Source organism: Nonomuraea sp. NPDC049504 (assembly GCF_040676845.1).
In the GTDB taxonomy this organism is placed as follows: Bacteria; Actinomycetota; Actinomycetes; order Streptosporangiales; family Streptosporangiaceae; genus Nonomuraea; species Nonomuraea salmonea.
Genome location: NZ_JBFAPT010000012.1, coordinates 33993 through 47426, shown reverse-complemented (window position 1 = coordinate 47426; position 13434 = coordinate 33993). Strand labels below are relative to the sequence as shown.

Genomic DNA, 13434 nt, shown 5'->3' with positions numbered 1-13434 from the left:
TGCCATGGCAGGCGCACTTGCCCTGGTCACAGGGCTCACGGCGCCGGCCCAGGCCACCACGACCACCGCCGCACCCGCCGCTCCCACCGTCCGCCAGGACGCCCCCGCCGTGTACGGGCGGGCCGCGTACCTGATGGACGCGAGCTCCGGCGACGTGCTGCTCGACAAGGCCGGCGGCAAGCGCATGCCGATCGCCAGCCTCACCAAGACCATGACCGCGTACGTGGTGCTGAAGACCGCCAAGCCCACCGACGTCGTACGGATCAAGGCGGCGGACGTCGCGTACGCGGAGGACAGCGGCGGCACCACCGCGGACCTGCGTCCCGGCGACCGCATCACGGTCGGCGAGCTGCTCTACGGCCTGATGCTGCCCTCGGGCGCGGACGCCGCCCACGCGCTGGCCCGCACGTACGGACCGGGCGTGCAGGGCTTCGTCGCCAGGATGAACGCGACCGCCCGCGAGCTGGGCATGAACGACACCGAGTACGTCAACGCCGACGGCCTGCCCACCCCGGCGGGCGACGGATATTCCACCGCCAGGGACCAGGCCGTGCTGGCCGCCGCGGCGCTGAAGGTGCCGCTCATCAAGGAGGTCGCCGGGACCCGCCGGCACTATCTCGACGGCACCGGCGAGCACCGCTCGTACGTGTGGCGCAACACCAACCGCCTCATCGGCACGTCGGACGCGATCGGGCTCAAGACCGGGTTCACCCGGGCGGCGGGCTACTGCCTGGCGTTCGCGAGCGAGCGCGACGGCCGGCCGCTGGTGGGTGTGCTGCTCGGCGAGTCGAGCTCGAGCCGCCGCTTCGGCACCGCCGAGGAGCTGCTGACCTGGGGCTCCGCCCAGCAGCGCGCCTGAGTCTCAGCGCACGCCGCGGGGCCGGAACTGGATGCTGATGCGGGGCCCCGCGGGGCGGCCCGTCTTGGGGATGGCGTGTTCCCACGTGCGCTGGCAGCTTCCGCCCATCACGATGAGGTCGCCGTGGCCGAGGTCGTGGCGGATGGAGGGGCCGCCGCCGCGCGGGCGGAGCATGAGCGAGCGCGGGTCGCCGACCGACAGGATCGCGACCATGGTGTCCTCGGTGCCGCCCCGGCCGATGGTGTCGCCGTGCCAGGCCACGCTGTCGCGGCCGTCGCGGTAAAAGCAGAGCCCGGCGGTGCGGAACGGCTCGCCCAGCTCGTCGCCGTAGTGGGCGTCGAGTGCGCGCCTGGCGTCGTCGAGCACGGGGTCGGGCAGGGTGTCGCCCTCGCCGTAGAACGCGAGCAGGCGCGGCACGTCGACCACTCGGTCGTACATGCGGCGCCGCTCGGCCTGCCAGGGCACCTGCTCGGCCAGCCGCTCGAACAGCGTGTCGGCGCCGCTCAGCCAGCCGGGCCGCAGGTCGATCCAGGCGCCGTGGCCGAGGTGGGTGCGGCGGACCGAGCCCGCCAGGGGGCCCAGCCCGAGCTCCTCGTCGAAGCCGAGCAAAGATGCTTGGAACGCGGCTGTCATGGTGCCGAGTGTATGCCATTCTTCAAACACCCATTCGACTTGGGCGGAAGTGCCATACGCGAGGGCGCCGAGATGTCACGCTGGAAGCCGCCGGATATGAGTGGCATCGCCCCTTCGAGACCACAGCCGAGGCGCAGAGGCCACCCACCGCTCTCCCCCATGCGAAGGAGCAGGCCATGCTCACCACCGCCTACCTGCCTGGCGCCCCCTCCTGGCTCGACGTCACCACCCCCGATCTGGAGGCGTCCACCGCCTTCTACACCGGCCTGTTCGGCTGGGACTCCGTGTCGCTGGGCCCCGCCCACTCGGACTACCGCTTCTGCCAGCTAGGCGGGCGCACCGTGGCCGGCATCAGCCCGCATCTGCCGCCGGGCGGCCAGGCGGCCTGGCTGACCTACTTCCACACCCCCGAGGCCGACGCCGTCGCCAAGCAGGTCGAGCAGGCCGGGGGCAGGCTGCTGGCCGCGCCGCGGGACATCGAGGGGCAGGGGCGGATGGCGGTGTTCGCCGACCCTGCGGGCGCGTCGTTCGCCGTCTGGCAGCCGGGCGGCACCCCGGGGCTCGGGCTGGTCACCGAGCAGGGGTCGCTGTGCTGGGTCGAGCTGTTCACGCCTGACCCCGGCGGCGTCAGGGACTTCTACCGGGCCGTGTTCGGCTGGCGGATCGAGGACCTGCCGATGGGCGGGGAGACCTATCCGGTGATCACGCCGGCCGAGGGCGACGAGTCGGCGTCCGTCGCGGGCATCGTCCGGCTGCCGGAGGGCGAGCGTGCGCACTGGCTGCCGTACTTCGAGGTGCCCGACTGCGACGCGACGGCGGCGCTGGCGCAGCGGCTCGGCGGCACGCTGCGGGGGCCCGCGACGAGCACGGAAGGGGTCGGGCGGATGGCGTTCGCCGCCGACCCGTTCGGCGCCGCGTTCGCGGTGATCACCAGCTCGGCCTGACCGGCGTCACAGCGGGCGGCGGCCCGCGAAGCCCAGCTCCGTACGGTGATACCAGCCCAGCTCGCGCTCGCCCTCGATCCAGCACAGCCGCACCGAGACACCGTCGAGCACGGCGGGGAAGTCGACGAGCACGGGCGCGATGCCCTTGACCTCGATGCCCTGCTCGCTCCAGCCGCTGACGATCTCCTCGATGCGCGCCTGCAGCCCCTTCAGCTCGGGCAGCCCGCCCCGCTCCGACCTACCGCCCGAGCGGCGGGCGAAGTCGATCTCGGCCAGGTCGGCGCGGGCGGCGATCACCCCGGCGGCGTCGTGGATGACGCCGGGGAGCAGCGCGCGGGCCTCGTCGAGGGTGAAGAGCCGGTCCATGCCCGACAACGTTAGCGGTTGGGCTCGTAGGCGTGGACGAGCAGGCGTTCTGCCTCGTCGAGGTAGCCGTCGAGGTAGGCGGCCGCCTCGTCGGGCCGGCCCGACTCGATGAGGCCGAGCAGCACGTGGTTGCGCTCGACGAACGGCTCGTGGAAGGCGCGCGGGTTCTCCATCACGTGGAAGACCAGCCGGAGCTCGGCGAAGAGCTGGCGCATGGCCTCGTCGATCCTGGGGCTCTCGTTGAGCGAGACCAGCGCCTGATGGAAGCGGATGTTGGCGGTGCCGACGCCCTGCCAGTCGTCCTGCGCGACCGCGCGCTCGGCGTCCTGGAGTGACTCCTTGATCAGGGCCAGCGCGCGGTCGGACGGCGGGCGGCGCACGGCGGCGCCTTCGAGCACGCGGCGGACGCGGTAGAGGTCGGAGACGTCCTCGGCGGACGGGAGCCGGACGAAGACGCCCCTGTTGAGCCGGTGGTCGAGCAGGCGTTCGTGGCCGAGCAGCCGGAACGCCTCGCGCAGCGTGTTGCGTGAGACGCCGAGCGCCTCGGAGATCGACTCCTCGGAAAGGCGCTGGCCGGGCTGGAAGAAGCCCTCGCTGATGCGGTCACGCAGGATGTCGGCCACCCGCTCGGCCGTGCTGCTGCGTCCCAGACGGGGCCGGTCCTGGGAGAGATCAGCGACCACGTTATCCACATTTAACAGATAATCATGGAGCAAACCTCTTGTCGAATTGTTCAACGATCCTTACGTTGAAACTACTCCCCATTCGACACAAGGAGCGATCCGATGTCAGGCTCCACGCAACAGACCCGGCGGGTGATCCTCGCCAGCCTGATCGGCACGTCGCTGGAGTGGTACGACTTCTTCCTCTACACCACCGCCGCGACCCTGGTCTTCCCCAAGCTGTTCTTCCCCTCACTCGACCCCTTCACGGCGGTCCTGGCGTCGCTGACCACGAACGCGGTGGCGTTCGTGGCCAGGCCGCTCGGCGGCGTGGTGTTCGGCCACTTCGGCGACCGGGTCGGCCGCAAGACCGTGCTGGTGGTGACGCTCCTCATGATGGGCGTCTCGACGTTCCTCATCGGCGTGCTGCCCGGCTACGCCGCCGTCGGCGTGCTGGCGCCGGTCCTGCTCGCGCTGCTGAGGTTCGTTCAGGGGCTGGGGCTGGGCGGCGAGTGGGGCGGCGCGGTGATCATGTCGCTGGAGCACGGCGACGGGCGCCGGCGCGGCTTCAACGCGAGCTGGCCGCAGGTGGGCGTGCCCGCCGGTTACGTGCTGGCCACCGGACTGCTGACGATCATGTCGTTCACCATGTCGGACGCGGCGTTCCTGTCGTGGGGCTGGCGGGTGCCGTTCCTGCTGTCGGGCGCGCTGGTCTTCGTCGGGCTGTGGGTGCGGATGCGGATCACCGAGTCGCCGTTGTTCGCGGAGGTCTCCGAGCAGGGCGCGACGGCGAAGATGCCGCTCCTCGAAGTGCTGCGGACGCACCCCCGGGCGCTGCTGTCGGCCTTCACCGCGCGCATCGGGGTGGACGTGGCGTTCTACACCTTCACCGCGTACATCATCGTCTACATCACCGGGACGCTGAACCTGCCGCGCTCGTACGCCCTGAACGCCGTGCTCATCGGCTCGGCGCTGCAGCTCGCGCTGATCCCGCTGGCGGGCGCGCTGTCCGACCGGTACGGCCGCCGTCCCGTCTACCTGGCCGGCGTGGTCGCCGCCGCGGTGTGGGTGTTCGCCTTCTTCCCGCTGCTCGACACCGGCTCGTTCCCGCTGATCGCGCTGGCCGCCGTGGTGGCGCTGGTGACCCACGCCGCGATGTACGGACCGCAGGCCGCCTTCATCGCCGAGCTGTTCAGCACCCGCCTGCGCTACAGCGGCGCCTCCATGGGCTACCAGGTGGCGGGGGTGGTGGGCGGCGCGCTCGCCCCGATCATCGCCCTGCAGCTCTACCAGTCCTTCCAGTCCACGATCGCGGTCTCCGTGTACGTCGTCGCCGCCCTCGCCGTCACCGCCGTCGGCCTGGCCATCGCGCCGGAGACCCGCGACGTCGACCTGGCCGAGACGCCGGAAGAGGCCAGGAAGGCCCCGCAGGTGGGCCCGTTCGCCTGACAGACCTCGCAGGGGAATGCCGCGAGAGCCGCGGGCGGTGGCTGCCGACACCGCCCGCGGAAGCTTTTCCGGGCGCGGAAGCCCCTAGTCAACAGGGTTGTGACCGTATCGCCATCGATTCACAGAACAACCGTCTCCGAATAGGCATAAACTGCCCGCCTGTGAGCCTGCCTGTACGAGAACGTTCCCCCCGGCCGGGCGGCGGTCGTCACCGCCGTCCCGTGCCCACGTCCTTGCCGCCCGACGCCCCCGTGCTCGTGCTCGCCACCCCCGGCACGACGGACGGCGTGGCCGAGGAGATCGCGGCCGTGGTACGCGTCGACAACCCCCAGATCGAGGTGCGCCTGACGAGCGTGAGCGACCTGGCAGACTCCCTGCCCTCCGGCCGCGAAGCCGTCGTCGTACCGCTCCTCACCTGGGATGATCCCGCCGTCCTCGCGGAGATCGGCAAGGCCGTCGCCGCCACCGGCAGCGGGGCCGTCGTCACCGAGGCGCTCGGCCCGCATCCGCTGCTGGCCGAGGCCCTGCACATCCGGCTGGCCGAGCGCGGCCTGGCCAGGGCCGACCGGGTCCGCCTGCTGAACGTCTCCAGCCCTGTCGACGCCGTCATCCTCGGCACCGTGGGCGGAGAGCGCGCCGTGCACGCCGTGCAGGCCACCGCGGTGCTGCTGGCGTCCAGGCTCACGCTGCCGGTCGTCGCGGCGTCGCTGGACAGCGAGCCCGGCGTGCCGGTCGCGGCCCAGCGGCTGCGGGCTGCGGGCGCCGAGCGGCTGGCCATCGCGCCGTGCATGATCGGCCACGAGGCTCCGTACGCGCTGATCGAACAGGCCGCGGCGGCGATCAACGCCGGCCACGGCGAGCCGCTCGGCTCGCACAGCGCCGTCGCCGAACTTGTCGCGCGAGCTTACGGCAGTCAACTCGCGACTTGACAAGGGCTTGTAAAGATCACGGAACTCGCGTTACGGTCGGCGCATGCGCCGCGTGGTCTGCGAGGGCGAACGCGTCTGCCTCCGTGACGTCACGGAGGCGGACATCGCCGCTCTGCACGGCGTCTACGGCCATCCCGTCGCCACCCAGCACGCGCCCTTCGCGCCGCGCAGCCTCCAAGAGGTGACCGGCCTCGTCGAGGAGGCCGTGCGGGCGGCCGCCGCCGAGCCACGCCTGCTCTACGTGCTGGCCGTGCTCGACGCGGGCCGCCGCGACGTGGTCGGCGTCGCCCGGCTGCGCATCGAGGCCGAGCTGCCGCACAGCGCCGAGATCGGGTTCGGGCTCCATCCCGACCAGTGGGGGCGCGGCATCGGCACCGACCTCGTACGCCTGATGCTGTCCTTCGGCTTCAAGCAGCTCGGGCTGCACCGCATCTGGGGTGCCCGCTCCCCCGCCAACCTGCCGGCGCAGCTCGCCATGCTCACCGCGGGGATGGTCGAGGAGGGCCGCATCCGCCACCACCTGCCCACGCCGACCGGCTGGCGCGACTCCATCGTGCACTCGGCGCTGGAGGACGAGTGGGTCGAGCGCTGATCCCCACTTCCCGCGCTTCGTGAGCGCCGGGTCAAGTCCGGGCTGAGTCGCGGGTCCCGGGATTGTCGGTGCGGCATCCTACGATGAGGCCTCTCACGGAGGGATAGTCACATGCTCGACTCGCTGATCGTGCCCCTGTTCGTCACCACGGACCTGCCGCCCGGGGCGGACCTGGCCGAGTTCGGCGAGCTGCTCGCCGAGACCGCGCGCTCGCTCGGCGACGAGGGGGCGGGCTATCCGGCGTTCCTGGCGGGCAACGTGTTCTGGCTCGACCGTCCCGTGCTGCCCGGCCAGCGCCCGCCGGCCGAGGGTGAGCTGCGCTTCGCCGGCATGCTCGGCTATCTCGCGGCCTCCGGCTCCGGGAAGGAGCCGCGCGAGGTGGTGTCCGACGTGCGGCGGGCGATCGGCGCCGCCGTCACCGCGCGCTACGGCGACGTGGGCGTGCCGCCCGCCGTGTTCGCCATCCGCGATCACGACGTCCGCGAGCGCACCCCCGGCAAGGCCATCTACGTCGACACCCGCGACGGGGCCAGCGAGCTGGTGAGCGCGACCCGGTCCTACCTCTAGCCCCGCTTCCCCGGCTCGTGCGATCGTGAGCCCATGGCGGTGCTCGGCGCGTTCTGCTTCGGACTGGTCATCGGCTGGATCACCCACGGGCTGCTGCGGCGCCGCGCGTCCGCTGCCGATGTGGCGGCGGTGGTGGCCGTCGTGGGCGGCGGGTTCGTGGTGGCGCTGCTCGCCCCGCCCTCGGTGTTCGGCGGTTACGCGGTGGGGCTGCTGGTCGCGTTCTTCGGCTATCTGGTGCTGGTGACCCTCATGCCGGGGTCGAAGTGGACGGGTGAGCCTCCCGGTGGGCCGATGAGCACGTACGACGCCCAGAGGTCGGGCTCGGCCGAGCCGTAGAGCTCGCGCAGCCCCAGCACGGCGGCGCGCAGGGCCGTGGCGGGGGCGTCTCCCGCGCGCAGGCGCATGACGAGGTCGTGCACGAGGGCCCGGCTGATCTCCTTGGCGACCGGCCAGAGAGGGAGCAGCACGGCGCGGGCGCCCGCGTGCAGGAACGCCTGACCCAGCGCGGCCACGGCCGTGCCCGTTCCCGGCGTCGCGGTGTGCGGGGTGAGCATGACGAGGTCGGCCGCCACGTTCATGGTCATCAGGCGGCGGGCGGACAGGAGGCCGTCGGCCAGCACGACGCCCGAGCCGAACGGGTCCTTCTCGTCCAGCACCATGTCGGTCGCCAGGAGCAGCACGGGGCGTACGCCCCGCAAGTCGGCCGCGGTGGCGGTGACGGGGGTGGTGACGGGGGTGGTGCCGAGCAGCGCCGCCGCCTCTTCCTCCTGGCCGATCACCATCGGTGTGCCGCGCCGCGCCTGCGGCCGGCCCTCCGTCGTGGTGGCGGGGGCGTAGGTGACGGGGCCGTGCTCGATCAGAGACCGGCCGCCGGAGGGTGTGAGCGCGTGCAGCGGGATGCCGTGCAGTCCCGGGCCTGGGAGCAGGTGGAGCAGGTCGCCGCTCTGGAGGTCGAGGTTCCGCAGGACTTCGGCCAGCAGGCCGTCGGCCACGCGCCGCCACACGTCGGCGCGGTGGCGGCGGGCGTCGATGTCGAGGAGCCCTGGTCTGGGGGCGTACGTGGTGTGCAGGAAGTCGGTGAGCAGTTCCCGGCCGACGGTGGTCGTGAAGGCCAGGGGCTCCGGCCGGCCCGTACGGTGGGCCAGCACGGTCGTGGTGCCGGCGCTCTCGTCCAGGTGGAACGCCAGCATGGCGACCGTCCCACGCGTCCCCGGGGCGGAGGTTGACCGCCGGCGCAGGGACACGTGATGGGGGGCCGAGGGGGCCATGCGGCGCCACACGGACTCCAGGTCGGTCCTGGCCGCGCGGGCGCGGTGGATGAGGCGGGCGGCCCGGTCCGGGTCCCTGGTGTGTCCCGCGGCCGTCATCAGAGTCTGGACGGTGGTCAATGCCTGCTGCTCGGCCTCCACGAGGTTCGCGGGCACACCCTCGGGCGCCGGCCAGGGCCGGTCGTCCAGGTGGGCGGCGAGAGCGGCGACCCTGGCCTGCTCGGCGTGCTCCCAGGCCGTCCCGCCCCGTCCAAGGGTGACGGCCAGGCGGACGGCTCTCTCGCGCGACGGGGCGTGACCGAGCACGCAGGCCCGCTCGGCGTCGGCCAGCGCTCCTGCGAGGTCGCCCAGCTCTTCCGCGGCGACCGACCTCAGGTGGTACGCCGTCCGCAGCTCGATGTCGTGGCCCAGGTCGGTCAGGGTGCCGATGGCCGTACGGAGGCGGTGGCCGGCCCGGTCGTACGCGCCTGAGCCCAGGTCGAGGACCGCGAGCCGGCACTGCGCCACCGCCTCCCCCGCCCTGAACCCACTCTCCTGCGCCAGCGCCACGGCCTCCTCCAGCCACCTGACGGCCTGGATCCGGTCGGTCTGCTCGACGGTCAGACGGGCGAGCGCCACCAGGGCGAGGACGGTGCCGCGGGCATCGCCGTGAGCGCGTCGCAGGTGCAGGGCACGCTCGGCGAGAGGCCGGGCCTCTTCGAGATCACCACGAAGCTCGTGAACGAGAGCCAGGTCCGCGTAGGCGGCGGCGAGGTCGGCGGGCCGGCCTGCGGGGCGGCCGAGCTCCTCACCGAGCGCGATGGCGTCACGGTAACGGGCGGCAGCCTCGTCCAGCTCGCCGAGCTTGAGGTGAAGGGCGGCACTCCCGATGAGGAGCGGAACGCGAAGGAAACGCCACACGAAAGGCGCCGTCAGCGCCAGCCCCTCCTCGTAGGCTTCACCGGCCTCCCTCCACCTCGCCGCATCGGTATAGGCCGCCCCGAGCAGCGCGAGCGCCCCGGCGAGCTGCGCAGGCACCGCACCCCGGGCCTCCTCGACGGCCGCCTCAAGGTGCGTGATCGCCTCCTCCGCCCGCCCCAGCTCCAGCGCCGCCGCCCCAAGGTTCCGCAGATGCTCACCCGCCCGCTCATCACGCAACTCACACCCACGCGCGGCGTACGCGTAGGCGGCAGGCAGGTCGCCCAGGGCCCGGCAGTAGCCCGACAACTTGACCAGCAGATACGACCGATCCCCGGCCTCCAACCCCGCGAGCAGCTCCCCGCCCTCCGAACCGCGGCCCCGCGTAGAGGCGCCCGGCGCGGCGGTGCCAGACACGGTGCCAGGCACGGTGCCAGGGGCGGGGATGCCAGGGGCGGGGGCGGCGTCGGTGGGTGGGGATGGGGTGGGGGCGGTCAGGGCTTGGGTGGCGAGGGCGCGGGCCTGGGCGAGGTCGCCGGCCGCTTCCGCTTCGGCGAGCTGAAGCCAGAACTCCAGGCGAGCCACCGCATCGCTCCAGCGTCCACCCGCCCGCAGGGAGGTGAGTGCGGCGCGGCCACGGGTGAGGTCGCCGAGGGTCAGGTGGAGGGTCGCCAGGCGGGACAGGGCGGCGGCGTCGATGTCGCTGTTCATCGCGGCGATGAGCTCGAACGGCGCTTCCTCGACCGCTTCCGCCGCTGACCCACCCGCAGGACCGCCCGCGGTACCGCGCTCCGGGCCTCGTGCCTGAGTGCCCGCCGAGCCGCCCGCCGGCCCGTCGCCCGTCGCGTGCGCGGGGGTGGCGTCCCTGAGTGCGACCTCGTCAGCTTTGGTCGGGGTGTTCACGGAGGTGCCTGGTGAGGCGGGTGCGGGGGGTTCCGTGGGCGGGGGGAGGTGGGGTTGGAGGATGGTGAGGGCGGTTTCCAGGCTCTGGCGGGCGGCGCGGTAATCGCCGCGATGTTCCAGGGCGAGGCCCAATTTGACGGCGGTCAGGGCCGCTGGCTGGGGCTGGGCGGCGGTGTGGAAGGCGGACAAGGCGGCTTCGAGTGCGGCGACCTGGGCGTCGAGGTTGCCCGTGCGTCCGTGTAAGGCCGCCAGGCGGTCCTGTACGACGCCCTTCGCCAGCCGGTCGTCGCCCGCCAGCGTGAGGGCTGTGTGGAGGCGTTCCTCGGCCTCCCCGAGGTGGCCCAGCTCTACGTCCACGGCCGCGCGGCCGAGGGTGGCGACCAGGAGGGCGTAAGGGTCGGAGGCGGCCGTTTCGAGTGCGTGGTCGAGGTCGGTCAGGGCGTCGTCCGGGAGGCCGAGGGCGGTCAGGCAGGCGGCGCGCATGGTCAGGGCCAGCGACTCCTTGACCGGGCCGTCCAGCTGAGCGAACGCCTCCGCCGCCGCCCCGAACGCCTCCATCGCCTGCGCGGTCTCCCCCTCCCCGTACGCGAGAACGCCCAGGTTGTACCGCACAGAGGCGGCGCCGTCGGGGTTGCCGAGGGCGTCGTACTCGCGTCCGGCCAGCTCGAAGGCGACCCGGGCCCCACCCGCGTCACCCCGGCCCCGGCGGCGCTGCGCGATCCGGTACCACTCGTCGGCCGGCTCGCGCCGCCGCCCGTGCCGCCGCACGATCTCCACGAGCCGGGTCTCGCAGGCGGCGGCCTGCCCGGGGTGGCCGCGTACGGCGAGCAGGACGGCGTGCGCGTCGAGCGCCCGGCACGCCTCCTCCCAGTCTCCGGCCGCCTCCAGCTCGATGGCGCAGGCGGTGATGCGTTCGCCGGCGGCGGTGAGGTCGCCCTGGTCGAGCGCGGCGCGGGCGGCGAGGACGAGGGCGAGCGCGGCGAGGACGGGTTCGCCCACGTCCAGGTGCAGGTCCCGGGCTCGGGCGGCGCACTCGACGGCGGCGGCCGGGTCGCCGGCGGCGAGGTGGGCTTCGGCGGCGTGCCGGAGATGCGAAGCCTCGTCGGCGGACAGCCCCGCGTCCGCGCACCGGGCGGCGGCCCGCCGGTGCAGGCCGGCGGCGCGGGCGGGCTCACCGGCGGCGAGGTGGAGCAGGCCCATGCGGGTCAGCTCCTGCGCCTCCGCACGGGGATCTCCGAGGTCATGGTGGACGTCCGCCGCCCGCGCGTACGCCTCCAAAGCCTGCCCCGGCTCGGCCAGCCCGCCCAGCCGGGACAGCATGGCGGCGGCGCGGGACCGTTCCCCCGCCGCCTCCAACGCCTCCGCCGCCCGCTCCAGCACGCGACCCGCGACGCCCGCCCGCCCGGCCTCGGCCAGCCGCTCCGCCGCCTCGGCGAGGAACTCACCGCGCTCCGCCTCGCTCTCGGCCTGCCGCTCCGCCACCTGGAGCAGCGTGAGCGCCCGTTCCTCGCGCGGCGACCGCAGCGCGAGCTCGGTCGCGGTCGCCGCGAGCTGCTCATCGACCTCCCCCGCCCCGTCGAGCACGCGCGTCAGGGCGGCGTCCAAAGCGGTGTCCAAGGCGGTGTCCAAGGCGGTGTCCAAAGCGGCGTCGGGTTCTCGGCCGGTCTCTCCGGTCAGGGCCAGTGCTTCGGTGAGGTCGCGGGGGTCCTGGTACGCCGTGTGGCGCGCCAGCAGCGCCTCCAGCAGGGCGCGCCGGGCGCCGGTCTGGCCGTGTGCGTCCTTCGTGGCCAGTTCGACGGCCTGGCGGGCTGCTTGGACGGCCTCCCGCAGATCGGCGGCGCTCCGGTCGGCGTCGGCGCTGGAGGCTCGCCGGCGCAGCACCTCCGACATCAGCCCGTACGCCTCGGCCCGCCGGGTCAGACCTTCACCCGCCGCGAGTGCCTCCCGCAACACGGAGACGGCCTCGTCGGCGGGATGAGGGGCGCCGTGCGGCGCGGGTCCGGTCGTCAAGGGGAGGGTGAGGGCTTCGGCGAGGAGGAGGAACGTGTCGGGGCGTTGCGGGGCGTGGTCGCCATATGCGGACAGGGCGGCGCGGGCCGCGGCGATCGGGGCGGCCGGGTCGCCGTCCGTCAGGACCGCCAGTCCGAGCAGGGCGGTGGCCAAGGAGGTGAGGAGGGCGGGCTTGGCGGGGTGGCCGTCAGGGACCATGGCGAGCGCGTCGCGGCGGGCCTCGACGGCGGACTCCAGGTCCGCGGGGTCGCCGCTCACCTCGTGGCGGCGCATCCTGCGGTCGCCGAGCAGGCGCAGCCGGACGAGCGGGTCCGGCAAATCGCGTACGTCCTCGTCGGGGGTGACGCGCAACGCGTCGAGCATCTCCAGGCCGGCTTCGAGCGAACGTTCATCGCCGGTGACGACGTACCACTCGATGAGCCCCGACGCGTACGGCGCCAGCACCCCCGGATGCGCCCACCGCTCGTGCCAGAAGTCCAGGGCGCACTGCCCGACCCTGATGAACGCCAGCAGGTCGTCGTCGGCCCAGGAGGCGACCGCGCGGGAACGGGTGAGCTCGACGAGCGCGAGCAGCGCCCGCGACCGGTCCTGCTCCCCCGACTCGGCGGCCGCGAGGTACGCGGCGGCCAGCTTCTCGTCGCCGGGCGCCGCGAGCGCGAGGGCGGCGGCCAGGTCGGGGGTGTAGGCGGGCTCGCCGAGCGCGGCGCGCAGCAGCATGTGGACGGCGTCGTCGATGATCTCGCGCTCGCCGGTGGCCTCGTAGAGGCGCACGAGCCCGGCTCCGAGCGGCCCCAGCGCGCCGGGCGCCCACGAGGGGTCGGACGAGCGTACGGACTCCTGCAGCAGGAACTCGCCGAGCCGCTCCGACACCTCAGCGACCGGCTCGGCCATGGCCCGCCGGACCAGGGCGTGGATGAGCAGCCCCACGTGCCGGTAGGCGCCCGGGTCGACGTGCCTGAACACCTCCTCCACCAGCCCCGCCCAGGTGCCGGCCGACTCGCCCGGAGGTAGGTGGGAGCCGCGCAGCTTCTCCGGCAGCCGGCCGGGGTCGACGACGGCCACGGCGGCGAAGAACGCGCCCGCCACCGCCGCGTCGCGGGTGGTGCGCGGGTCGAGCCGGTAGCGGGCCAGGTGGAGCATGCCGATGAGCCGCCAGGTGGCCGCGTCGGAGCGGTCGCCGGAGCAGGCCAGCATCGCCTGCTCGGCCTCGGACAGCGCCGCGGGATCCCAGATCAGCTCGGGATCCGCGGCCTGTTCGAACCGCTCGATGCGGGCGGCCAGCGCCCCGGCCGGATCGGTCATGGGCAAAGACTCTCATTGGCGTGCCGCCCCGTACAGCGGCTCCCGGTGAGGTC

At 73.7% G+C, this 13434-nt stretch carries 11 protein-coding genes; 7 read left to right on the top strand and 4 right to left on the bottom strand.

Translation table 11 applies throughout. The features are described from left to right. Nucleotides 1–4 precede the first annotated feature (4 nt). Nucleotides 5–859, top strand: a complete 855-nt coding sequence (locus tag AB0K28_RS23135; protein ID WP_364373423.1) for a serine hydrolase — start codon at nucleotides 5–7, stop codon at nucleotides 857–859. 3 nt (nucleotides 860–862) lie between these two features. Here AB0K28_RS23135 and AB0K28_RS23130 read toward each other — a convergent pair whose 3' ends face one another. Beyond that, complete coding sequence (locus AB0K28_RS23130; protein WP_345386569.1) at nucleotides 863–1492, bottom strand: alpha-ketoglutarate-dependent dioxygenase AlkB; 630 nt, start codon at nucleotides 1490–1492, stop codon at nucleotides 863–865. Nucleotides 1493–1668: 176 nt separating this feature from the next. On the opposite strand from AB0K28_RS23130, the gene AB0K28_RS23125 reads away from it, so the two are divergent. After that, nucleotides 1669–2436, top strand: coding sequence for a VOC family protein (locus tag AB0K28_RS23125; protein ID WP_364373421.1), 768 nt, complete (start codon nucleotides 1669–1671; stop codon nucleotides 2434–2436). A gap of 6 nt (nucleotides 2437–2442) precedes the next feature. Here AB0K28_RS23125 and AB0K28_RS23120 read toward each other — a convergent pair whose 3' ends face one another. Both AB0K28_RS23120 and AB0K28_RS23115 read right to left on the bottom strand, forming a co-directional pair. After that, nucleotides 2443–2802, bottom strand: coding sequence for a DUF2203 domain-containing protein (locus AB0K28_RS23120; RefSeq protein ID WP_345386574.1), 360 nt, complete (start codon nucleotides 2800–2802; stop codon nucleotides 2443–2445). Nucleotides 2803–2813: 11 nt separating this feature from the next. Next, nucleotides 2814–3485, bottom strand: coding sequence for a GntR family transcriptional regulator (locus tag AB0K28_RS23115; protein WP_345386576.1), 672 nt, complete (start codon nucleotides 3483–3485; stop codon nucleotides 2814–2816). Nucleotides 3486–3587: 102 nt separating this feature from the next. Here AB0K28_RS23115 and AB0K28_RS23110 point away from each other — a divergent pair, with 102 nt between their 5' ends. From AB0K28_RS23110 to AB0K28_RS23090, 5 genes are all read left to right on the top strand, one after another. Continuing rightward, the gene (locus AB0K28_RS23110) at nucleotides 3588–4913 is read left to right on the top strand and encodes an MFS transporter (protein WP_364373418.1); all 1326 of its coding nucleotides are present in this window, start codon (nucleotides 3588–3590) and stop codon (nucleotides 4911–4913) included. A 221-nt stretch (nucleotides 4914–5134) separates the two neighbouring features. Further along, nucleotides 5135–5842: a hypothetical protein gene (locus AB0K28_RS23105; protein WP_364373416.1), complete on the top strand. Its 708-nt coding sequence runs from the start codon at nucleotides 5135–5137 to the stop codon at nucleotides 5840–5842. Nucleotides 5843–5885: 43 nt separating this feature from the next. Next, nucleotides 5886–6434, top strand: a complete 549-nt coding sequence (locus AB0K28_RS23100) for a GNAT family protein (RefSeq protein WP_364373414.1) — start codon at nucleotides 5886–5888, stop codon at nucleotides 6432–6434. A gap of 111 nt (nucleotides 6435–6545) precedes the next feature. Further along, nucleotides 6546–7001 carry a hypothetical protein gene (locus AB0K28_RS23095; protein ID WP_364373411.1) on the top strand — a complete coding sequence of 152 codons (456 nt, stop codon included), beginning with the start codon at nucleotides 6546–6548 and terminating at the stop codon, nucleotides 6999–7001. Between the two features lie 33 nt (nucleotides 7002–7034). Continuing rightward, nucleotides 7035–7337, top strand: coding sequence for a hypothetical protein (locus AB0K28_RS23090; protein WP_345386586.1), 303 nt, complete (start codon nucleotides 7035–7037; stop codon nucleotides 7335–7337). Here the strand turns inward: AB0K28_RS23090 and AB0K28_RS23085 are convergent. Then, complete coding sequence (locus AB0K28_RS23085; protein WP_364373408.1) at nucleotides 7229–13381, bottom strand: CHAT domain-containing protein; 6153 nt, start codon at nucleotides 13379–13381, stop codon at nucleotides 7229–7231. The two genes, AB0K28_RS23090 and AB0K28_RS23085, sit on opposite strands and share 109 nt — an antisense overlap. Between the last annotated feature and the right edge of the window lie 53 nt (nucleotides 13382–13434).